The organism is Paraburkholderia sp. 22099 (assembly GCF_052045835.1).
GTDB classification, from domain to species: Bacteria; Pseudomonadota; Gammaproteobacteria; order Burkholderiales; family Burkholderiaceae; genus Paraburkholderia; species Paraburkholderia terricola.
Genome location: NZ_JBQEPU010000006.1, coordinates 113,152 through 129,122 on the forward strand (window position 1 = coordinate 113,152; position 15,971 = coordinate 129,122).

The window sequence follows — 15,971 nt, forward strand, 5'->3', positions numbered from 1 at the left end:
TGAGCGTGGTCCGCGCCGACTTTCCGATCCGCTCCGTCACGCGGGTGCTGCCCGTTTGATGCACAATGCGGCTTCGTGCCGCCGTCGAGGCCCGTCTGTCATTGCAGTCACGCGGCCCCAAGCCCGGCACGCCTTTCAATCCTCTTGTTTGTTCCGTACCGCGATGAACCAGCCGCTATTGCCCGTCACCGTGCTCTCCGGTTTTCTGGGCGCCGGCAAGACCACGCTCCTGAATCACATCCTCGCGAACCGGGCCGGTTTGCGCGTGGCCGTGATCGTCAACGACCTCGCCGCGGTCAATATCGACGCCACCCTCGTGCGCGATGCCGCCGCCTTGTCGCACGTCGAGGAGCAACTCGTCGAACTGTCGAACGGCTGCATCTGCTGCACGCTGCGCGACGATCTGCTGGTCGAGATCAAGCGTCTCGCGGCGGAAAAACGCTTCGACGCGATCCTGATCGAGTCGACCGGCGTGGCCGAGCCGATGCCGATCGCCGAAACCTTCACGTTCGTCGACGATGACGGCGCGTCGCTCTCCGACGTCGCCCGGCTCGATACGATGGTGACGGTGGTCGACGCGTTCAACTTCCTGCGCGACTACGGTTCGGCCGACGCGCTCGCCGAGCGCGGCATCGCCGCGACCGACGAGGACGATCGCACGCTGGTCGAGTTGCTGGTCGAGCAGATCGAATTCTGCGACGTGCTGGTGGTGAACAAGGCCGACCTGGTCAGCGCCGACGAACTCACCCGCCTGCAACGCATTCTTGCCCGCATCAACCCGCGCGCGGTGCAAGTGGTGAGCCGGTTCGGCGAAGTGCCGCTTGCCGAGGTGCTGAACACCGGCCGTTTCGATTTCGACGAAGCGTCGAGCGCGCCGGGCTGGCTCGCGTCGCTCGACCATGAGCATGACCACGAGCACGGCCATGCTCACCACGGTGAAGCCGACGAATTCGGCATCGGCAATTTCATTTACCGGGCACGCCGGCCGTTTCACCCGGAGCGCCTGTGGGCGCTGCTGCATCAGGAGTGGAAGGGCGTGTTGCGCAGCAAGGGCTTCTTCTGGCTCGCCACGCGCAACGACATCGCCGGTTCGCTGTCGCAGGCGGGCGGCGCTTGCCGGCATGGTCCGGCGGGCATGTGGTGGGCGGCTCAGGACCGCGCCGAATGGCCGGAGGGCGACGACGAACTGGCCGCCGAAATCGCCGCGAACTGGTACGGCGACCCGGACGATCTGACGATCGGCGATCGTCGCCAGGAACTGGTGATGATCGGCGTGGGCATCGATCCGGCCGTGTGGACCGCGAAGTTCGACGCCTGCCTGCTGACCGACGACGAATACGCGCTGGGGCCGCAAGGTTGGCAGCAGTTCACCGATCCGTTCCCGGCGTGGGACTTCGACGAAGACGATCACGACCATCATGACCACGACCACGACGGGCATGGCCACGGCGAAATCGTGCATCGTCATGACTAGGCGCTGCTGACGCGCCGTCGCCGCTGATTAGCCGTGCGAGGCGTCGCGGCCAATCCATTCCGCGCAAAGCTTGCGGACGAAAAAAAACCCGCCGTTGGCGGGTGTCAACTGCCAGGCAGTAATCTGCTTAGCGCTTGTTGACTGCGTCCTTGAACGCCTTGCCAGCCGTGAACTTGACGGTCTTGGCTGCCGGGATCTTGATGGTCTCGCCGGTCTTGGGATTACGACCCGTACGTGCTGCGCGCTTGCCCGAACCAAAGCTGCCGAAGCCGATCAACTGGACCGCGTCGCCCTTCGACACGGACTTCTTGATCACTTCAAGCAACGTGTCCAGCGTCTCACCGGTTTGAGCCTTGCTGGCGCCCGTCTGTCCTGCGACGGCGTCGATCAGTTCCTGTTTGTTCATTAAGGTTCCTTTCTGAGTTTAGGTTGATACGAACAGCGCGAACGCGCCGATTATACGTGCGCGGGCCGCGCCGTCGAGCAGCTGCGGCTCCGGATCCCGTCCGGACCAATAGCGCCGGACAGATAACCGTCCGTCGGCCGTGCTGCCGCTCCCTTCGCGGCGCTTGCTATGATAGCGCAGCGCAAACCCAATCAGGATAAGGGTTTCGAAGATTTCAGCGGTTCCAGGGCCGTGACAGCAAGGAAACCGCTCTTTTTGCTGTTCGAGGGCGCCAACCGAGGGCTGAAACCCAGCATGGACGGGGCTTGACGTTGGTTTTTGCCAACGTTCGGCGCGTCTTTTTCGCCGTCCGGCGAGCTGCCCGCGCTGGCGGTAACGTTTGATCCGCTCTTTCGAGCGTCATTTTTCGCCGCGCATGACCGATCCGCTGATCCCCGCCGTCCTCGCGTTTCGCGACAACGGCACGCCTTTTTCCCCGTTTTACGACGATATCTATCACAGCGCCGTCGGCGGTCTCGAACAGGCTCACCACGTTTTCCTGCGCGGCAACTCGCTGCCTGAGCGGTGGCGCGACCGCCGCGTTTTCACGGTGCTCGAGACAGGCTTCGGCATGGGCATCAACTTTCTGACGACCTGGGCCACGTGGCGTGCCGATCCGTCACGCTGCGAGCGGCTGCACTTCGTGTCGACCGAAAAACATCCGTTTACGCTCGCCGACTTGCGCAGCGTGTATGCGGCCACCGTTTCCGATCCGTCGATCGCGGCGCTGGCCGACACGCTTGCGAGCGCATGGCCGATGCTCGTGCCCGGCACGCATCGGCTCGAATTCGAGGGCGGCCAGGTCGTCCTCACGCTCGTGTTCGGCGACGCGCTACAGACGCTGCCAGCCTTGAGGCTGCGCGCCGACGCGTTTTACCTCGACGGCTTTGCGCCAGCCAGGAATCCCGAGCTCTGGGCCCCCGCGATCTTCAAGGCGCTCGCGCGCGTGGCGGGCGAGGGCGCCACTTTCGCCACCTATAGCAGCGCCGGCGAAGTCAAGCGCGCGCTGACGCAATGCGGCTTTGTGTACCAAAAAATCGACGGCTTCGGCTGGAAACGGGCGATGCTGGCCGGCCACTTCGCGCCGCGCTGGCGCGTGCGCCGCCATGAGCCGCCCGCGCCGCTCGCAGTCCACGAACGGCATGCGGTCGTGATCGGCGCGGGGCTCGCCGGTTGCGCGGTCATCGAACGGCTCGCGGCGCGCGGCTGGCGCGTTACCTCGCTGGAACGGCATGCATCGGTCGCGCAAGATGCGTCGGGTAATCCGGCCGGTGTTTTCCATCCGATGATCTCGCGCGACGACAGCGTCGCCTCGCGCGTGACGCGTGCCGGCTTTCTGTACACGCTTGGGCGCTGGGCCGCGCTCGAACGGTTGGGTCACCAGCCGTTGCGCGGCGGCCGGGGCTTGTTGCAAATCGCCACGGACGACGAAGAAGCCCGCTCGATCAGCGAGGCGATCGCCGCGTTCGGTTATCCGTCCGAGTACGTGACGCCGGTCGGCTCGAGCGAAGCGCACAGGCTCGCCGGCGTGCCCCTCGCGCGCGGCGGCTGGTTCTTTCCGCACGGCGGCTGGATCGACCCCGCGTCGCTGTGCGCCGCGCAATGCGCCGCGGCGGGCGGCTTGCTGGACCGGCGCTTCGGCGTCGACGTCGCGCGCATCGAGCGCTCCGGCGATCAATGGACGGTGTTCGACACAGCGGGCCAAGCCGTCGCCCGCGCGCCGGTAGTGGTGGTGGCGAGCGCCCACGATGCCGCGCGCATCGCCGGTTTGCGGTATGCGCCGACGCGCAGCATTCGCGGCCAGTTGACCTTGCTGCCGGCCGGCACTGTGCCGCGACTCGAGGTGCCGGTGATCGGGGAAGGCTACGCGGTGCCGCTCGCAAACGGCGTCACGCTGACCGGCGCCACCTACGAACTCGACGATCCGCATACGCTGCTGCGCGCGGGCGGTCATCTGGAAAACCTCGAGCGCGTGGCGCTCATGCTGCCGTCCTTCGCGGGCGTCGCCGGCGAGGCCAGAAACGCTCAGTCGGCCGAGTTCGCCGGACGGGTCGCGTTCCGCTGCGTCACCAGCGACCGCATGCCGATGATCGGCAATCTCGCCGATGAAGCGCAGGCTGCGCTCGACGCGCGGCAACTGCGTGGCGCATGGCCGCTCGACCTGCCGCGTAGCCAGGGCTTGTACGGCGCGTTCGCCTATGGGTCGCGCGGGCTCGTGTGGGCCGCGCTCGGCGCGGAACTGATCGCTTCGCAGATCGAAGGCGAGCCGTGGCCGCTCGAACGCGATCTGGCCGAGGACATCGATCCCGCCCGCTTCCTTTTGCGGGCATTGCGTCAAGGGGTCGTAGGTTAACCGCGCGCGGGACTTATCCACCGCGGGATGTGGATAAGCAGGTGGTTTACCGGCGCAACTCGTGTGGAACCGTTGTGGACGTAAACGGGGTAACTTGACCGCCGTCGAAAATCGCCGAAAGTTACCCTTGAGTCCCGGCTGTTCCCTCACATGCTGTGCATCCGGTTATGCCGTCGGCAAGCTCATGATTTGCTTCGGTAAAAATGGGTTATCCACAGAAACCGAGGCAGCTTGTTAACTGTTACTACGTATACATACAGTAAACCTGTAAACAGAAAGGCCTAGGGCAGCCGAAGACATTCGGCATGAGCAAGGCCTTCAAAAATCCGCGGCACGGCCCCTGCTGTGTGAACGCGCCGATGCGAGGTCCCGCGACGGTTCGTTATCCGCTATCGCGATCGAATCACGGCCATAAAACGGTCGCTTTTTCCTGGCATCATGAAGATAAGGTGCGTTTTTACCGTTTTGACGGCGCGTTCGTGTCTTTTCGGTCAAGGCAGAAAAAGCTATGGCACAATCGCCGTTCTTTTCCGCGTCGTGCCTCGCCTCGAACGGCACACGCAACCACGGAACGGTGCCGGTCAATCAGAATCTGATTCAAGTCGACGGCTTCCTTTCACCGTGCCGTGCCGGTTGCTGCGGCCGCACCCCCGAACGCGCCGAGCTCCCTGCGGCCGCGGCGCGTTCCGATCATCCGATCGTTGAAAACTCGCAACGCTGGTCACGCGAAGCGATCGCGATAGTGAGCGCCTCACGCGCCACTCGCTCGCCGGTGTTTGCGCCGGTTCGTGTCGTCCGCCGTTGCTGCAAAGGAGAACCCATCACGATGAAGTCGGCGTTTTCATTTTTTCCGGCCTGGCCTCTCGCACCCGACGCCATTTTTTGGGCTGGCCTGGCTTTGCTCGCCGCGGGTCTGTGCGGTGAACTTTGCTATCGCGCGTGGCGTTTGCCGCGCATTTCCGGGTATGCGGTCATTGGTTTGATAGCCGGCGCGGCGGGTTCGGGCGTGATCGACTCGGATTCCGCGAGCGCCGCGCGGCCATTGCTCGATGTCGCGCTCGGTTTGCTGCTGTTCGAACTCGGCAGCCGGCTCGATCTGCGCTGGATCCGTCGCAATCCCTGGCTGATCCTGTCGAGCGTCGCCGAAGCCACGCTTACTTTTGCACTGGTTTTGCCGGTCTTGCTGTTCCTCAACGTGCCGCTGATGGTGGCGACCGTGCTCGCGGCGATCGCCATGGCGACTTCGCCCGCGATGGTGATTCAGCTCAAGACCGAATTGCGCGCGGAAGGCCAGGTCACCCAGCGTCTGTTGACGCTCACCGCGCTCAACAGCATGTATGCGGTGGTGATCGAAAAGCTCGTGTCGAGCTGGCTGCATCAGGAGGTCTACGGCAACGTTTTCGCCACCATTCTGCAGCCGCTGTATCTGCTGGTCGGCTCGCTCGTGCTCGCCTATCTGCTCGCGCGCACCTGCACGTTCTTTTATCGGCGGCTGAGCATGCAGGACGAGCATTCGTTCGTCGCGCTGTTCGGCCTCGTGCTGCTGGCGATCGCACTCGCGCATCTGTTCAAGCTGTCGACGATTCTCGCGCTGCTGGCCGCCGGCATCATCGTCAAGAATCACGAAGCGCGCCCGCAGTTGTGGCCGCAGCATTTCGGCACGGCCGGCTGGCTCCTGACCGTGATTCTGTTCGTGCTGACGCTCACGTCGTTCGAATGGAAACACATCGCGCTCGGCGGTGTCGCGGCGCTGGGTCTGATTGTTGCGCGCCTCGTCGCGAAACTGGTCGGCGTCCTCGCGTTCGCCAGGCCGAGCGGCTTGAACTGGAAGCAGGGCATGGCGCTCGGTTTGTCCTTGTCGCCGATGTCGGCGCTGGCTTATCTGCTAGTCGACGACACCTACAACCTTTATCCGAATTTCGATCCGCAGTTGCGGGCCATCGTGATGTGTTCGATTTTCGTGCTGCAGATTCTCGGGCCGTGGCTCGTGTATCGCAGCCTCGCGCTCGTGGCCGAACGGCGCGAAGAGTAGGCGTATCTAAAGGCACGTCAGCGCGCGGTGCGCTGTTCGGGCCCGACGCGCCTGATCCAACTTATTCGATTCAAAATCGGCCGGGCATCTGACACATACCGGGCCGATCCGACCCAGGGGACGCCATGTCACTCGAACCCTTCATCGATTCGAAACCGTTCACATTCGGCGTCGAACTCGAGATGCAAATCGTCAATACGCACGACTACGATCTGACCCGAGCCGGCTCCGATCTGATGCGGCTCATCAAGGACGAAAAGATTCCGGGCAACATCACGCCGGAAATCACCGAAAGCATGATCGAGTTGTCGACCGGCATTTGCACGACGCATGAACAGGCCGTCGCCGATTTGCGCAAGATTCGCGACACGCTGGTTTCCGCGGCGGACCGCCTGAACGTGGGGTTGTGCGGCGGCGGCACGCACGCTTTCCAGCAATGGAGCGAACGGCAGATCGTCGACACGCCGCGCTTCCAGTACCTTTCCGAGTTGTATGGCTATCTTGCCAAGCAATTCACGGTGTTCGGCCAGCATGTGCACATTGGCTGCCCGGATCCGAACAGCGCGCTCTACCTGCTGCATTCGATGTCGCGCTTCATTCCGCATTTCATCGCGTTGTCCGCCTCGTCGCCGTTCGTGCAGGGCGTGGATACCGGTTTTCATTCGGCGCGCCTGAACTCCGTGTTCGCGTTTCCGCTGTCGGGCCGTGCGCCGTTCGTGCTGACGTGGGACAGCTTCGAGGAATATTTCTCGAAGATGGTGCACACGGGTGTCGTCAACAGCATGAAGGATTTCTACTGGGACATCCGGCCGAAGCCGGGCTTCGGCACGATCGAAGTCCGCGTGATGGACACGCCGTTCTCGGTGGATCGCGCCGCGGCGATTGCCTGCTACATCCAGACGCTGGCGCGCCATCTGTTGCTCGACAAACCGATCACGCCCCGCGAGGACGATTACCTCGTCTACACGTTCAACCGTTTCGAGGCATGCCGTTTCGGGCTTGCCGGCACCTGCATCAATCCGCAAACGGGTGAACGCAAGACGATCTCCGAAGACATTCTCGAAACGCTCGATCTGATCGCACCGCACGCCGAAGCATTGGGTTCGGGCAAGGCGCTCGCCGAAATCGGCGCGATCGCTCGCAATCAGGTGAACGATGCGACGTGGTTGCGCGGCGTCGTCGATCGGGAAAAGTCCTTGCATGAAGCCGTTCGGCAGCAGTGTCTGCAATGGCGCGCTTAGCTCGACCCGCGTTGCGGGGAATTCGTAAGGAAACCCGCCTCGAGCGGGTTTTTTTCCGTAATTTATTTTCCAGATCGGCGCGCTTAAGGGTTTTTAGAAATCCCGTATACAAAAGTAGTAATAGTTAACAAGCATCGCATCCGCCTGTGGACAACTGACCAATGTCGTTCAAAGTCAAGACACTACGTAAACCATAACCGGGCTGATCGAAGGTGGGCCGATGCCGCGACGCGAGGACAACTCAGAGACGGGCAGCGCGGTCAGCCGGCTTATCAAGAATCGGTGCACAGGTCGTCCCCGTGTTTTCCCGCGGTTATCCACAGATCGCGTTGGATAAGTTAGCTGTACGATTCGCCGCTCTCGCATAGAATGTCGTTTTCGCCGCCTTGGCCAGTCAGGCGGTAAATTTTTGAGATAGTCGAAACGGTCTCGCCCGCGACTGGGACGAGGCTACCCCACAAAGGCTACGGGCACGGTCGGCAGAACGGTCGCCGATCCTGCACGAGGGCTGTAAATAAACCAATCGAAGATTATGAGCGAAGGCGTATACGGAGAACAGGCGACCGGGCGGGTGACCCACAGCCTATTGCGATTGAGCACGGCGATGCGAAGCCAGGCTTGGGAATGGGCCGAAGGCGCGGGTCTCACGCCGACTCAGGGCGAGATCCTGGTCTTGTTGATGCAGCGCAAGGGTCCGATGCGCCTGGGCGAGATCGCGCGTGAAACGGCGCTGACCGCCGCGACCACCAGCGATGCGGTGAGCACGCTCGAAGGCAAGGGTCTGGTCGAAAAGCGCCGCGCGCTCGACGACGGCCGCGCACTCGCGGTTCGCCTGACGGCGCGTGGCCGCACGGCCGCCAAGCGCGCCGCGCAATGGCCGGACTTTTTGGCCAAGGCGGTCGGCACGCTGCGCGACGACGAGCAGACCATGTTCTATCGCACGCTGCTGAAAACCGTTCATCAACTGGAAGCGCAAGGCACCATTCCGCCGCACCGCATGTGCCTGAGCTGCGCGCACTTCGAGCCGAGCAAGAATCCGAAGAAGACGCCGCATTACTGCGCGCTGCTCGACCTGAAGCTGTCGGATACGGATGTGCGCCTCGATTGCTCGGTGCATGAAACTGCCGACGCCGCCACCCAGAAAAAGACGTGGAAGATCTACGCCCAATAAGGCGGCTTCTTTCACGACAATCCGCTACACTGCCAAGCCGGCTACGGCGGTCGGCGCACATGCCGACCGCCAGCCGTTCGAGCGCCGCATAGCGGCAAGTCCTTAGTCAATCTGAAGGTGGGCAGCCGATGAATCGCGAAGTTCTGGCCATTCGGCACGTGTACTTCGAGGATCTGGGCAGTCTCGAGCTGGTGCTCGGCGAGCGCGGTCGCCCGGTCCGCTATCTCGACGTCGGCTTCGCACGTATCGAGGCGCCCGACCCGGTTGCCGCGTCGTTGATGGTGGTGCTGGGCGGTCCGATCAGCGCAACCGACGACGCGCTTTACCCGACACTCGGGCCACTGCTGTCCAAGATCGAAAAACGCATCGCGGCCGGTTTGCCGACGCTCGGCATCTGCCTCGGCGCTCAATTGATCGCGCGCGCGCTCGGCGCGCGCGTCTATTCCGCAGGCCATACGGAACTCGGCTGGACGCCGCTCACCCTCACCGAGGCGGGCCGCGCTTCGCCGGTGCGTCATCTGGATGGGGCGCACACGTCCATGTTGCATTGGCACGGCGACACCTTCGATTTACCTGACGGCGCCACGCGGCTTGCTTCGACGCCGGCCTGCGAGAACCAGGCGTTCGCCTTTGGCGATCACGTTCTGGGTCTGCAATGTCACCCGGAGATTCGTGCCGACCGCTTCGAGCCCTGGCTGATCGGCAATGCCGGCGAGATTGCCGGTCACGGTATCGATGCCCGTCAGTTGCGCGCCGAGACCGCGCGTCTTGGTCCGGCGCTGGAAGCCGCCGCGCGCCGCATGTTCGGCGAATGGCTCGATCAGGTCGAGGCGACACCCTGACCAGGGCTTGACTGCAGTAAATCACTCGCGATGCTATGCTCGACCGCTCTCGGGTTCTTACTGGGCGGAATTCATGAGCGCGCTTTTTTCTCCGCTCACGCTGCGTAGCGTGACGCTTCCCAACCGTATCGTCGTGTCCCCGATGTGCCAGTACTCCGCCGAGCGCGGCGAGGCGACTGCATGGCACATGATCCATCTCGGCAGTCTCGCCTTGTCCGGCGCGGGCATGTTGTGCATCGAGGCGACCGCGGTCGAGCCCGATGGCCGCATCACGCCCGGCGATCTTGGACTGTGGGACGACGCCACGGAAGCCGCGCTCGTGCCGGTGCTGGCCGCTATCCGCAAGCATTCGCGCATCAGCGTGACGATGCAGTTGGCGCACGCGGGGCGCAAGGCCTCGAGTCATGCGCCGTGGGAAGGCGGGCAACTGATTCCGGTGTCGCAAGGCGGCTGGCTGCCGCACGCGCCGTCCGCGTTGCCGCATAAGGCGGGCGAAGAGCCGCCTCTCGCGCTCGACACAGCCGGCTTGAACCGGATTCGTGAAGCATTCGCGGCGTCTGCGCGGCGCGCCGCGTGCCTGGGTATCGATGCGTTGGAAGTGCACGCGGCACACGGCTATCTGCTGCATCAGTTCCTCTCGCCGATCGCCAATCAACGCGGTGACGAGTACGGCGGCTCGCTCGGCAACCGCATGCGTTTTCCACTCGAAATCTTCGACATCGTGCGCGCCGCATTTCCCGCCGACAAACCGGTGGGCGTGCGGGTTTCCGCGACCGACTGGGTCGAAGGCGGCTGGACACTTGAAGATACGATCGCATTTGCCGACGAGTTGAAAAAGCGCGGCTGCGACTGGATCGACGTGTCATCGGGCGGTGTCTCGCCGCTTCAGAAAATCCCGCTCGAACCGGGCTATCAGATTCCGTTCGCCAGGGCGGTCAAGCAGGCCACCGGCCTCACCACCATCGGCGTGGGACTCATCACCGATCCGGTCCATGCCGAGCAACTGATCGAAGCCGGTAACGCCGATCTGATCGCATTGGCCCGTGCCTTGCTGTACAACCCGCGCTGGCCCTGGCACGCCGCGGCGCAACTCGGCGCGACGGTCGAGGCGCCGCCGCAGTACTGGCGCTCGCAACCGCGAGAGCAGAAAGCGCTGTTCGGCGAGATCTCGTTCGGACAACGGTGAAGATGCCGGCGCGTCTTGCGCTGAGCGCTTATTGACGGTTGAACGAAGCCGTCTTGAGCGTGTAGGATGCCGGTTGTGGCGCATGGGCGTCCAAGGTTCGCGGCGCTCGCAAGGCGCCGCGTTTGCTATCGGCGTCAGCAAAAGCAGCGCGTCAGACGCGAGCATGGCTGACGGCTACCGGAACTTCACTTTCAGTTCTTCACAAGGATTCATTCAATGAGTTCACGCAGGATCGCCGTGCGTCGTTCGGGTGTGCACGGCAAAGGCGTGTTTGCCCTCGAACCGATTGCGGCCGGCGAACGGCTGATCGAATACAAAGGTGAGCGGATCTCTTGGAAAGAAGCGTTGCGCCGTCATCCGCATAATCCGGCGGAACCGAATCACACGTTCTATTTCGCGCTCGACAGCGGCAAGGTCATCGACGGCAAGGTGAACGGCAATAGTGCGCGATGGATCAACCATTCATGCGCGCCGAACTGTGAAGCCGAGGAAATCGACGGTCACGTGTACGTGCATGCGTTGCGCGACATTGTTGAGGGCGAGGAAGTCTTTTACGACTATGGCCTCGTGATCGACGCGCGTCAGACCAAGAAGCTCAAGAAGGAATACGAATGCCGTTGCGGCGCGCGCAAGTGCCGCGGCACGATGCTGGCGTTGCCCGAGAAAGAGAAGGGCGCGGGAAAATCGGACAAGGCGGCGAAGTCGGTCAAGTCGTTGAAGAAGGCCGCGGCGCCGGCGAAAAAAGCGAAGAAGAAATGAAACGCGGGCGGCCTGAGTCGACGATAAAGTCCAGGCCGCCCGCGTTGACCCGCATCGTCACATATCGATCGGCGCCGAGTGCGCCGATTTTTTTTCGGGCTGTCCGGGGCCTTCTTCTGTCTGCGCACCGGGGCTGCTCTGAGCGGTGGTGGGCACGAGCGGAATGCGGACGATAAAACGTGCTCCGCCTTCCGGTGCGTCTTCGTAATGCACGCTGCCGTGATGCAGCACCATGATGTCGTGAACGATCGCGAGCCCGAGACCGGCGCCGCCGTCCACGCCGGAGTCGCTCTGGCCATCGCCGCGGAAGAATCGTTTGAACAGATCGGCTTGCTGCGTGAGCGGCACGCCCGGCCCGTTGTCCTCGACGATGATCTCGGCCATGCGCACCTGGTCGATCACCGTTTGCGACACCGTCACCGTGATGCGCCCGCCATCGAAGCGCGACGGCGGCACGTACTTCAGCGCGTTATCCAGCAGATTCGCCATCACTTCGTGCAGCAGCACGGGATTGCCGCGTGCCATCAGCGGATGATCGTTGGCGGGATCGTCGAGCCGCTGGAAACCGAGGTCGACGTGAAACGCCAGCGCGCGCGGCACCCATTCCGCACCCGTGTCGAACGCGAGCGCGGCCATATCGACATCGACGAAGCGGGCCGCCTGTTCGCCCGGCTCGGCGCGCGCGAGCGACAGCAGTTGATTCGACAGCCGCACCGCGCGGTCGGCTGCGGCGCGCAGCTCGCCCACCGCGGCCAGCGCTTGCTGCGGGTCGCGCGCCACAGCGGCTTGCTCCGCATGCAGCTTGACGGCGGTGAGCGGCGTGCGCAGTTGATGCGCGGCGTCGGCGATGAATTTGCGCTGGCCGTCGAGCGCGGTTTTCAGGCGATCGAGCAGGGCGTTCAGCGCGCCGGTGAGCGGCCGGATTTCGACCGGCACGTAGGTTTCGTCGACCGGTTCGAGCGAGGTGTGGGTCTGCCGGTTCAGCGAGTCGGCAAGATCGGTCAGCGGATTGAGCTGCTGATTGACGACGCGCCACACGATGATCCACCCCGCCAGCAGCAACAACAGCAGCGGCATCATGATCGCGACCAGAAACTCGGCGGCGATTTGAAAACGGTGATGCACCGGCTGACCCACTTCGACGACGATCGGATTGCCGACCGGCTGGTCGACGCGCACCTGCGCCACGCGCACCGTCACGCCTTCGTGCTGCGTTTCGAACACATACGCGTAGTGCATGCGCCGCACGCTGGTGCCTTGCAGCGGCAGCTTCGGATCGCCGGCGATTTCGGTTTCGCCGTTGCTGATCCGGTAGACCAGGTGTTCGACCGGATCGGAGAACATGGCTTGCGCGAGCGGCGGCACGGTGAACCGCGCATCCGCTCCGGCAATCTGGATCTGTTTGGAGATGGCGGTGGCGAGATCGGCGAGCGAGCGGTCCACCACGTGCTGCGTGTACTGCCACGCGAGCCAGTAAGCGATCAGGCCGCTCATCAGCGCGAGCAGCGAAAGGGGAGCGGCGAGGCGCCGCAGCAGCGTGCGGCGCAGACTATTGGCGGCCGGCTGGGGCATGATCGAACGCGCGGGAAAGTGGCAACGGCGAAGGCGCCGTGAAATTCCGCCGGATGCCGGCGAATCGCGCACCATGTGCGCGGCGCCGGCCCGGCGCCGTCAGGCCGCGACGAAGATCGCGGCCCTCAGGGCGATTATGCGGCCTGGCGGATTTCCTGCAACAGATAACCGAAGCCGCGCACCGTGACGATTTCGACGCGGCAGCTTTCGAGCTTTTTACGCACCCGGTGCACATAGACCTCGATCGCGGTGTCGCCGAGATCGCCGCCGAAGTGCGTCAGATGGTCTTGCAATTGCGCCTTGCTGACCACGCGGCCATGACGCAGCAACAGCATTTCGAGCACGGCGAATTCACGCGGCGACAGTTCGAGCGGCTTGTCGTCGTTGAAAATGCGGCGGTCGACGCCCGACAGGCGCACGCCGCCGAGCGACACTTCCGGACGCGGCATGTCGCCGTGCGGACCGCTGCGGCGCATCACCGCGCGAATGCGCGCTTCGAGTTCCGCGGGTTCGAACGGCTTCAGCAGGTAATCGTCGGCGCCGGAATTCAGGCCTTGAACGCGGTCGTTCAATTCGTCGCGCGCGGTGAGGATGATCACCGGCGTATGACGATTGCTCTGACGAAAACGTGAGAGCAGCGTCATGCCGTCGATACCGGGCAGACCCAGATCGAGGATCACCAGTTCATGGCGGTTTTGCGTGAGGGCCTGCTCGGCGAAGATGCCGTCATGGACCATGTCGACGGTGAAGCCGGCTTGTTCGAGACTGCTTTGGATGCCGCGTGCGATGGGGCGGTCATCTTCAATCAGAAGGAGTCGCATGGGTTTCGCTCAATTACAATGGGTTAGGCATGTGGGCAAGCGGTTCGCCGGGGCGCCTGCCGCACAGCCGGGGCGTGCGCCGCGGCCGTGCCGATAACCGGCACGAACCGCCGCGAAGCAGCCACTGAGCGATCACGAAGTCATGTCCGAGATAACGATTCACGAACTGGAAGCCGCGATCAACTTCTGGCGCGCCCGCTCACCTTCGAGCGGCGACGAACTCGTTCTGTGCAAGGAGGCAAGCGCGCTCTCCAAGCCGTATGCGTTGATGATTGTACAGCGTCAGCAGACGCTATCGCGGGATCGTTTGGACGCGGTTGCGCGGCAGGCGTGGGATTCTTACGTGTACCTTAAGAACAGCCTGTAGAACTGAAGGTTTGGATGCCCGATAGCCTGCAATGCCCTTTCAGTACTGACCGAATCGTTCGATAAACCTCGATCGAACGCCCCGGCACGCAACCTGAGCGCAGGTGTTACGAAGTAATACTGTCGATGAACCGGGCCAGTTCGATGTCGCGCTCGCTCAAGCCGTCGACCTCGTGCGTGGACAACGTGATTTCCACCTTGTCGTAGACGTTGAACCATTCCGGGTGGTGGTCCATCTCCTGCGCCTTGATCGCCACGCGCGTCATGAAGCCGAATGCTTCGTTGAAGTCGGCGAATCTGAACTGCCGCTGGATTGCGTCGCGGCCGGCCACGGCTTGCCAGCCGTGCAGTTTCGCAACCTGCGTCGCACGTTGCTCGGAAGTCAGTTTATGAATCATGGCGCTACCTCGTTGGGCTGGACAGGCGCGCCGAAAAAGCCGGGCGCGTCCATTATCTTTTCACGGATCCGGCGAGCTTGCCGTGCGTGTCGTCGGCGTTTGTCTTCGGATATCGCCGCGCGCTCGCCGGCCTTTGCGTGAGCCGCTTCCGCCGGGGCGACCGTGCTCGAGTCTGGGAACCCGCGTGCAATAATCGCGCATTCAACGGCGATTCCGTGCGGACACTCATCATGTTGGAACTCGATCACTTCGATCTCGCGTTGCTGGACGTTCTTCAGCGCTTTGGCCGCGCCACGCATCAGCAATTGGCGGAGCAAGTGCCGCTGTCGCCGTCGCAGATCGGACGGCGTTTGCAGCGGCTGGAGCAACTGGGGGTGGTGGACGGCTATCGTGTCGTGCTGCGTCCGGAGAAGCTCGGGCTCGGCGTCACGGCCTTCACGAGCTTGAAGTTGAAGCACCACGGCGATTCGGTCATCGAGCAATTCCAGCAGCAGATCGAGGTGCTGCCTGAAGTGCTGGAATGTCACGCGGTAGTCGGCGACGCCGACTACTTGTTGCGCATCGTGGCGCCCGATCTGAACTATCTGTCGACGTTCGTCATGAAGAAGCTGATGCGCGTGCCGGGCGTCGATAGCGTGCGCTCGAATATCGTGCTCACCACGTTCAAGCGTAACGGGCCGTTGCCGCTCGGCCATCTGTCGCCCGGAGCGGCTGCGGTTTAAGTAACGGCTGTTGCACGGGCTCGCCCGCAACCGCGCAGCGATCATTCATGCCGCTTGCTTCGGCTCGCTTTCCGGGCTCAGCAAATCGACGTAGGCCACCGCCACCAGATCCGCTTCCGGCACGCCGAGGCTCGCGAACATCGCATGCGCTTCGGCGTGGCCGCTTTCTTCGTCGTCATCCTGGGCGAGCACGACTTCGAGTTCGACGAAGTCACCGAGACCGTCCACGCGGTCCAGGTGAATCCGCGTGCGCCCGGTCAGATACACATGACGTTCCTTCGTGACGATGCCGCGCGTGGTCAGCGCGGTGGCGAGCAGCGCGTGCATCGCTTCGGGGTTGGTGACGGGGCTGCGCGTGTAATACGACGCTTTCGGGCCGTCGCGGTCGTCGCGCTGATAGAAGATCAATTCGGCCGGCGTGCCGTCGTCGAACTGGCGCAGTTTCAGGCGGCCGCGCGGCACGTCGTAGAAAAAGTCCTGCTGGCGGAAGATCAGCGGCGCGTCGGGCGCGAGCTGCGCGGCGCGTTCGCGCAGTTGCTCGAAATGCTGGGCGCGGGCTTTGATTTCAATGTTGCGTGCCATGTCAGGC

At 63.4% G+C, this 15,971-nt stretch carries 14 protein-coding genes and 1 pseudogene; 10 read left to right on the forward strand and 5 right to left on the reverse strand.

Going from position 1 to position 15,971, the window contains the following annotated elements:
• Positions 1–163 precede the first annotated feature (163 nt).
• A complete protein-coding gene (locus ACTJLC_RS08105; RefSeq protein ID WP_440843539.1) occupies positions 164–1,474 on the forward strand; it encodes a GTP-binding protein in 1,311 nt (436 codons plus the stop codon).
• A gap of 127 nt (positions 1,475–1,601) precedes the next feature.
• Here the strand turns inward: ACTJLC_RS08105 and ACTJLC_RS08110 are convergent, their stop codons facing one another.
• Positions 1,602–1,880 carry an HU family DNA-binding protein gene (locus tag ACTJLC_RS08110; protein ID WP_006050811.1) on the reverse strand — a complete coding sequence of 93 codons (279 nt, stop codon included), beginning with the start codon at positions 1,878–1,880 and terminating at the stop codon, positions 1,602–1,604.
• A 415-nt stretch (positions 1,881–2,295) separates the two neighbouring features.
• On the opposite strand from ACTJLC_RS08110, the gene mnmC reads away from it, so the two are divergent.
• The 7 genes from mnmC (at position 2,296) to ACTJLC_RS08145 (ending at position 11,503) form a co-directional block, all read left to right on the forward strand.
• Positions 2,296–4,272 (forward strand): bifunctional tRNA (5-methylaminomethyl-2-thiouridine)(34)-methyltransferase MnmD/FAD-dependent 5-carboxymethylaminomethyl-2-thiouridine(34) oxidoreductase MnmC, encoded by a 1,977-nt coding sequence (gene mnmC, locus ACTJLC_RS08115; protein ID WP_310131459.1) that lies wholly within the window; start codon positions 2,296–2,298, stop codon positions 4,270–4,272.
• Between the two features lie 826 nt (positions 4,273–5,098).
• Entirely contained in the window at positions 5,099–6,304 is a 1,206-nt protein-coding gene (locus ACTJLC_RS08120; RefSeq protein WP_073427932.1) for a cation:proton antiporter, read from the forward strand.
• A 125-nt stretch (positions 6,305–6,429) separates the two neighbouring features.
• Positions 6,430–7,545, forward strand: a complete 1,116-nt coding sequence (locus ACTJLC_RS08125) for a YbdK family carboxylate-amine ligase (protein ID WP_073427871.1) — start codon at positions 6,430–6,432, stop codon at positions 7,543–7,545.
• Positions 7,546–8,077: 532 nt separating this feature from the next.
• Positions 8,078–8,716 carry a MarR family winged helix-turn-helix transcriptional regulator gene (locus ACTJLC_RS08130; protein ID WP_073427870.1) on the forward strand — a complete coding sequence of 213 codons (639 nt, stop codon included), beginning with the start codon at positions 8,078–8,080 and terminating at the stop codon, positions 8,714–8,716.
• Positions 8,717–8,844: 128 nt separating this feature from the next.
• A complete protein-coding gene (locus ACTJLC_RS08135; RefSeq protein ID WP_310131147.1) occupies positions 8,845–9,558 on the forward strand; it encodes a glutamine amidotransferase in 714 nt (237 codons plus the stop codon).
• A 73-nt stretch (positions 9,559–9,631) separates the two neighbouring features.
• Positions 9,632–10,744: an NADH:flavin oxidoreductase/NADH oxidase gene (locus ACTJLC_RS08140; RefSeq protein ID WP_310131149.1), complete on the forward strand. Its 1,113-nt coding sequence runs from the start codon at positions 9,632–9,634 to the stop codon at positions 10,742–10,744.
• A 216-nt stretch (positions 10,745–10,960) separates the two neighbouring features.
• Positions 10,961–11,503, forward strand: a complete 543-nt coding sequence (locus ACTJLC_RS08145) for an SET domain-containing protein (protein WP_083086037.1) — start codon at positions 10,961–10,963, stop codon at positions 11,501–11,503.
• A 57-nt stretch (positions 11,504–11,560) separates the two neighbouring features.
• On the opposite strand, the gene ACTJLC_RS08150 is transcribed toward ACTJLC_RS08145, so the two are convergent.
• Positions 11,561–13,075, reverse strand: coding sequence for a sensor histidine kinase N-terminal domain-containing protein (locus tag ACTJLC_RS08150; protein ID WP_310131151.1), 1,515 nt, complete (start codon positions 13,073–13,075; stop codon positions 11,561–11,563).
• Positions 13,076–13,209: 134 nt separating this feature from the next.
• Positions 13,210–13,896 (reverse strand): response regulator, encoded by a 687-nt coding sequence (locus ACTJLC_RS08155; protein WP_073427865.1) that lies wholly within the window; start codon positions 13,894–13,896, stop codon positions 13,210–13,212.
• A 142-nt stretch (positions 13,897–14,038) separates the two neighbouring features.
• On the opposite strand from ACTJLC_RS08155, the gene ACTJLC_RS08160 reads away from it, so the two are divergent.
• On the forward strand, positions 14,039–14,263 hold the full coding sequence (locus ACTJLC_RS08160) for a DUF3717 domain-containing protein (RefSeq protein ID WP_073427864.1): 225 nt from the start codon (positions 14,039–14,041) through the stop codon (positions 14,261–14,263).
• 106 nt (positions 14,264–14,369) lie between these two features.
• On the opposite strand, the pseudogene ACTJLC_RS08165 reads toward ACTJLC_RS08160, so the two are convergent.
• Positions 14,370–14,663 (reverse strand): annotated as a pseudogene (locus tag ACTJLC_RS08165) (4a-hydroxytetrahydrobiopterin dehydratase); the annotation flags it as partial.
• A 227-nt stretch (positions 14,664–14,890) separates the two neighbouring features.
• On the opposite strand from ACTJLC_RS08165, the gene ACTJLC_RS08170 reads away from it, so the two are divergent.
• Positions 14,891–15,382, forward strand: a complete 492-nt coding sequence (locus ACTJLC_RS08170; protein WP_310131154.1) for an Lrp/AsnC family transcriptional regulator — start codon at positions 14,891–14,893, stop codon at positions 15,380–15,382.
• A gap of 45 nt (positions 15,383–15,427) precedes the next feature.
• On the opposite strand, the gene ACTJLC_RS08175 is transcribed toward ACTJLC_RS08170, so the two are convergent.
• Positions 15,428–15,964: a class IV adenylate cyclase gene (locus ACTJLC_RS08175; RefSeq protein ID WP_073427861.1), complete on the reverse strand. Its 537-nt coding sequence runs from the start codon at positions 15,962–15,964 to the stop codon at positions 15,428–15,430.
• Positions 15,965–15,971: the final 7 nt, after the last annotated feature.

Excerpts from the sequence above, each read along its gene's own strand:
- ACTJLC_RS08105 (WP_440843539.1), top strand. The coding sequence starts at position 164 with ATGAACCAGCCGCTATTGCCCGTCACCGTGCTCTCCGGTTTTCTGGGC.
- ACTJLC_RS08110 (WP_006050811.1), bottom strand. The coding sequence starts at position 1,880 with ATGAACAAACAGGAACTGATCGACGCCGTCGCAGGACAGACGGGCGCC.
- mnmC (WP_310131459.1), top strand. The coding sequence starts at position 2,296 with ATGACCGATCCGCTGATCCCCGCCGTCCTCGCGTTTCGCGACAACGGC.
- ACTJLC_RS08120 (WP_073427932.1), top strand. The coding sequence starts at position 5,099 with ATGAAGTCGGCGTTTTCATTTTTTCCGGCCTGGCCTCTCGCACCCGAC.
- ACTJLC_RS08125 (WP_073427871.1), top strand. The coding sequence starts at position 6,430 with ATGTCACTCGAACCCTTCATCGATTCGAAACCGTTCACATTCGGCGTC.
- ACTJLC_RS08130 (WP_073427870.1), top strand. The coding sequence starts at position 8,078 with ATGAGCGAAGGCGTATACGGAGAACAGGCGACCGGGCGGGTGACCCAC.
- ACTJLC_RS08135 (WP_310131147.1), top strand. The coding sequence starts at position 8,845 with ATGAATCGCGAAGTTCTGGCCATTCGGCACGTGTACTTCGAGGATCTG.
- ACTJLC_RS08140 (WP_310131149.1), top strand. The coding sequence starts at position 9,632 with ATGAGCGCGCTTTTTTCTCCGCTCACGCTGCGTAGCGTGACGCTTCCC.
- ACTJLC_RS08145 (WP_083086037.1), top strand. The coding sequence starts at position 10,961 with ATGAGTTCACGCAGGATCGCCGTGCGTCGTTCGGGTGTGCACGGCAAA.
- ACTJLC_RS08150 (WP_310131151.1), bottom strand. The coding sequence starts at position 13,075 with ATGCCCCAGCCGGCCGCCAATAGTCTGCGCCGCACGCTGCTGCGGCGC.
- ACTJLC_RS08155 (WP_073427865.1), bottom strand. The coding sequence starts at position 13,896 with ATGCGACTCCTTCTGATTGAAGATGACCGCCCCATCGCACGCGGCATC.
- ACTJLC_RS08160 (WP_073427864.1), top strand. The coding sequence starts at position 14,039 with ATGTCCGAGATAACGATTCACGAACTGGAAGCCGCGATCAACTTCTGG.
- ACTJLC_RS08170 (WP_310131154.1), top strand. The coding sequence starts at position 14,891 with ATGTTGGAACTCGATCACTTCGATCTCGCGTTGCTGGACGTTCTTCAG.
- ACTJLC_RS08175 (WP_073427861.1), bottom strand. The coding sequence starts at position 15,964 with ATGGCACGCAACATTGAAATCAAAGCCCGCGCCCAGCATTTCGAGCAA.